A 3,455-nucleotide genomic window follows, 5' to 3' on the forward strand; every position below is an offset into this window, starting at 1 on the left:
ACCTGGTCTCGGTCCGCCGCCGCGGCGCCGGTACCGACCTGCCGCCCAATGCCTGAGCCGATGAACGTGCACGACCTGCTGGCCCTGGACCGGCAGCATGTGTGGCACCCGTACGGCCCGATGCCCGGCAAGGACGACCCGCTGGTGATCGAGTCCGCGGCCGGGGTCCGGCTGCGGACCGCCGAGCCGGTCCAGGGACACACCGAGCTGGTCGACGGCATGTCGTCCTGGTGGTCGGCGATCCACGGCTACAACCACCCGGTACTGAACGAGGCCGCGCGCGGCCAGCTCGACCGGATGAGCCATGTGATGTTCGGCGGGCTCACCCATGAGCCCGCCGTCCGGCTCGCCCAGCGGCTCGCCGACATCGCGCCGGGCGACCTGAAGCACGTCTTCCTGTGCGACTCCGGGTCCGTCTCGGTCGAGGTCGCGGCCAAGATGTGCCTGCAGTACTGGCGTTCGCTCGGCCGCCCGGCCAAGCAGCGGCTGCTGACCTGGCGCGGCGGGTACCACGGTGACACCTGGCAGCCGATGTCGGTGTGCGATCCGGACGGCGGGATGCACGAACTGTGGTCCGGGGTGCTGACCCGGCAGGTGTTCGCCGACGCGCCGCCCGGCGGGTTCGACGCGCCCGTGGACGAGGCGTACGCGGACCACGTGCGCGACATGATCGGCCGGCACGCCGACGAACTGGCCGCGGTCATCGTGGAGCCGGTCGTCCAGGGTGCGGGCGGCATGCGCTTCCACTCCCCCGGCTATCTGCGGGTGCTGCGCGAGACGTGCGACGCGCACGACGTGCTGCTCATCTTCGACGAGATCGCGACGGGCTTCGGCCGCACCGGCGAGCTGTTCGCGGCCGGTCACGCGGGTGTCGTACCGGACGTGATGTGTCTCGGCAAGGCGCTGACCGGCGGCTATCTGACCATGGCGGCGACGCTGTGCACGCCGCGGGTGGCGGCCGGGATCTCCCGGGGCGAGGTGCCGGTGCTCGCGCACGGGCCGACGTTCATGGCCAACCCACTGGCCGCCGCGGTCGCCAACGCCTCGCTGGACGTCCTGCTGACGCAGGACTGGCGCCAGGAGATCAAGCGGATCGAGGCCGGGCTGCGGGACGGACTGGCACAGGCCAGGACGATCCCGGGCGTCCGGGACGTACGCGTACTGGGCGCCATCGGCGTCGTCCAGCTCGACCACCCGATCGACATGACGGCCGCGACCCGGGCTGCCGTCGGACAGGGCGTGTGGCTGCGCCCGTTCCGCGATCTGATCTACACGATGCCGCCGTACATCACCGGCGACGAGGACATCGCCCGCATCTGCGCCGCGGTGTGCGCCGCCGCGCGCGAGGGCTGAGGAGGAGCGCGTAAGCATGTCGGTGCTGTTCATCACGGGCACGGGCACGGAGATCGGCAAAACGATCACCACCGCCGCCATCGCCGCCGCCGAACTGGCCCGCGGCAGGTCGGTCGCGGTACTCAAACCCGCGCAGACCGGCGTGGCGGCGGGCGAGCCGGGGGATGTCGCGGAGGTCGCGCGACTCGCGGGCTCCGGCGTGACCACCGCCGAACTCGCCCGGTACCCCGAGCCGCTGGCCCCCGCAACGGCGGCCCGCCGGTCCGGGCTGCCGCCGGTACGCCCGCACGAGATCGCCGAGGCGGCGGAGAAGCTGGCCGCCGAGCACGACGTGGTGCTGGTCGAGGGCGCGGGCGGGCTGCTGGTCCGCTTCGACGAGACCGGCGCCACCCTGGCCGACGCGGCCAAGGCACTCGGCGTGCCGATGCTGATGGTGGCGCAGGCGGGCCTCGGCACGCTCAACGCCACGGCCCTGACGGCGCTCGCACTGCGCACGATGGACATCGCGTGTGCGGGCGTGGTCATCGGCAGCTGGCCCGCCGAGCCGGATCTTGCGTCGCGCTGCAATGTGGAGGATCTGCCGGAGGTGGCGGGGGCGCCGTTGCTCGGCCTTGTACCGGCCGGGTCGGGAGCGTTGCCGCCGGCCCGGTTCCGGGCTCGGGCGGCGTCATGGCTGGCGCCGCGGCTGGGCGGGACCTGGCAGAACTAGCGGTACGAAGAAGGGGGCACCGGCTGCGAGCCGGTGCCCCCTTCGCGTACGCGCGGGTCAGTCGAGCTCCGCGCCCTTCCGCTCCGGGATCAGGAGCATCGCCGCCATGTCCAGGACGTAGATGACGGCGAGCAGGCCGATGGCCTTCTGGAATCCGTACGACGTGGCGACCAGGGCGACGACGAGCGGGGCCAGGCCGCCGATGCCGCGGCCGACGTTGAAGAGGACGTTCTGCGCGGTGGCGCGGGCGTGCGTCGGGTACAGCTCGGCGATGAGCGCGCCGTAGCCGCCGGTCATGCCGTTCACGAACGCGCCCATGACCGCGCCGCCGATGAGCAGCGCGGTCGGCGTTTCGAGCGTCGCGTACGCGAGGACAGTGACGACCGAGCCGGCCTGGAAGATCCAGAAAGTGGGGCGGCGGCCGATGCGGTCGGCGAGGTGGCCGAAGGCGAGGATGCCGCAGGCCATGCCGACGACGGTGACGGCGGTCCAGGCGCCGGACTTGGTGAGGCTGTAGCCGAACTGCTGGGAGAGGTAGCTCGGCAGCCAGGTCATGATGCCGTAGTAGCCGAAGTTCTGTACCGAGGTCAGGACGAGGACGCCGAGGGTGGCGCGGCGCGCGGCGGGGGTGGCGACCAGCGAGCGCAGCGGCGCGGTGGCCGGCCGCTCGGCGGTCTTTGCTGCGGTGAACGCGGCGGGCTCGTGCATGGTGCGGCGGAAGAGGAAGGCCGCGAGCGCGGGCAGCATGCCGAGGGCGAAGAGCGCGCGCCAGCCCCAGGCTTCGATGACGGGCGCGGAGACCAGGGCGGCGGCGAGGACGCCGGTCTGCCAGCCGAGGCCGACGTAGGAGGTGCCGCGGGCGCGCTTGCGGCTGGGGAACGCCTCGGCGGCCAGCGCCATGCCGATGCCGAATTCACCGCCGATGCCCATGCCGGCGATGAAGCGGGAGACCGCGAGCTGGGTGAAGTCCTGGGCGATGGCCGTGACGCCGGTGAAGACGGCGAAGAGGATGATCGACCAGGTCAGGACGCGGATGCGGCCGAGGCGGTCGGAGAGTACGCCGAAGAGGAGCCCGCCGGCGACGCAGCCGATGAGGGTGATCGTGGTGAGCGAACCGGCCTGGGCGGAGGTCAGGCTCAGCCCCGCGGTGATCGCGGAGAGGGCGAAGCTGAGGATGAGGAGGTCGAAGCCCTCGAGGCCGTAGCCGACGGCGGAGGCGAGTACCGCTTTGCGGGCGTAGGTGTCGGGCTGGGTGGCGGCCGGTTCCGTGGCCACGTCCGCGGGTGGGTTGGGCATGCGTCCTGGTCCTGCTCGGGGTACGCACGGTCCGGTGCTCGGCGTACGTCGGATTGTCAGTGGGTGGCGGTAGCGTCGAGAGAAGTGTGGTGGAGGT

General features: G+C 72.4%; 3 protein-coding genes. 2 read left to right on the plus strand and 1 reads right to left on the minus strand.

Going from position 1 to position 3,455, the window contains the following annotated elements; genetic code table 11:
* The first annotated feature begins 48 nt into the window (after positions 1-48).
* Together CCS38_RS18720 and bioD are read left to right on the plus strand one after the other, a co-directional pair.
* Positions 49-1,353 carry an adenosylmethionine--8-amino-7-oxononanoate transaminase gene (locus tag CCS38_RS18720; RefSeq protein ID WP_223734439.1) on the plus strand — a complete coding sequence of 435 codons (1,305 nt, stop codon included), beginning with the start codon at positions 49-51 and terminating at the stop codon, positions 1,351-1,353.
* Positions 1,354-1,369: 16 nt separating this feature from the next.
* Positions 1,370-2,062, plus strand: coding sequence for a dethiobiotin synthase (gene bioD / locus CCS38_RS18725; protein WP_223734440.1), 693 nt, complete (start codon positions 1,370-1,372; stop codon positions 2,060-2,062).
* 57 nt (positions 2,063-2,119) lie between these two features.
* Here the strand turns inward: bioD and CCS38_RS18730 are convergent, their stop codons facing one another.
* Positions 2,120-3,358 (minus strand): MFS transporter, encoded by a 1,239-nt coding sequence (locus CCS38_RS18730; RefSeq protein WP_223734441.1) that lies wholly within the window; start codon positions 3,356-3,358, stop codon positions 2,120-2,122.
* Between the last annotated feature and the right edge of the window lie 97 nt (positions 3,359-3,455).

The sequence above is a fragment of the Streptomyces purpurogeneiscleroticus genome (assembly GCF_020024005.1).
Classification (GTDB): domain Bacteria; phylum Actinomycetota; class Actinomycetes; order Streptomycetales; family Streptomycetaceae; genus Streptomyces; species Streptomyces purpurogeneiscleroticus.